Below are 752 nucleotides of genomic sequence, written 5' to 3'. Positions count from 1 at the left end.
GCAGCAATCCATACACAAAATGCAGATGTTGCAGAAGAATTCGGAAAAATAGTAAGAGCATGTAGAATAGTGTGGAACTCACCATCAACATTCGGAGGAATAGGAGATGTTTATAACGCATTTATTCCATCATTAACATTAGGATGCGGAAGCTATGGACGAAACTCAGTATCTGGAAACGTATCAGCAATAAATCTATTGAATATTAAATTAATAGGACGTAGAAATAATAATATGCAATGGTTCAAAGTGCCACCAAAAATCTACTTCGAGCCAAATGCGATTAGATACCTAAGAGATATGGAGGGTTTAGAGAGAGTAGTAATCGTAACTGATGAATCTATGGTTAAACTAGGATTTGTACAGAAACTAGTTGATCAACTAAACCGTCGTAGTAATAAAGTACAAGTTCAAGTATTTGATGGGGTAGAGCCTAACCCAGATATTACAACTGTAAAAAAAGGTACGGAACTTATGGAAAGCTTCAAACCTGATGCAATAGTAGCTCTAGGTGGAGGATCACCAATAGATGCGGCGAAAATTATGTGGCTATTTTATGAGCGTCCAGACGCAGACTTTAATGAATTAGTTCAAAAATTTGCAGATATAAGAAAACGTACAGTTAAATACCCACATTTAGGAGAAAAAGTTAAATTTATCGCAATACCAACTACTTCGGGTACAGGTAGTGAGGTAACTCCTTTTGCGGTAATTTCTGATAAAGAAAATGACAAGAAATATCCATTAGCAGA

Annotated in this window: 1 protein-coding gene; it reads left to right on the top strand. The window is 35.9% G+C overall.

All coding sequences use genetic code 11. From position 1 onward, the window contains the following. The coding region (locus AC1XWJ_RS07700; RefSeq protein WP_483335290.1) for an iron-containing alcohol dehydrogenase at positions 1-752 on the top strand (752 nt) is incomplete at both ends.

Source organism: Gemelliphila sp. 1F1 (genome assembly GCF_056897515.1).
This window is presented reverse-complemented; position numbering and strand designations above follow the sequence as displayed.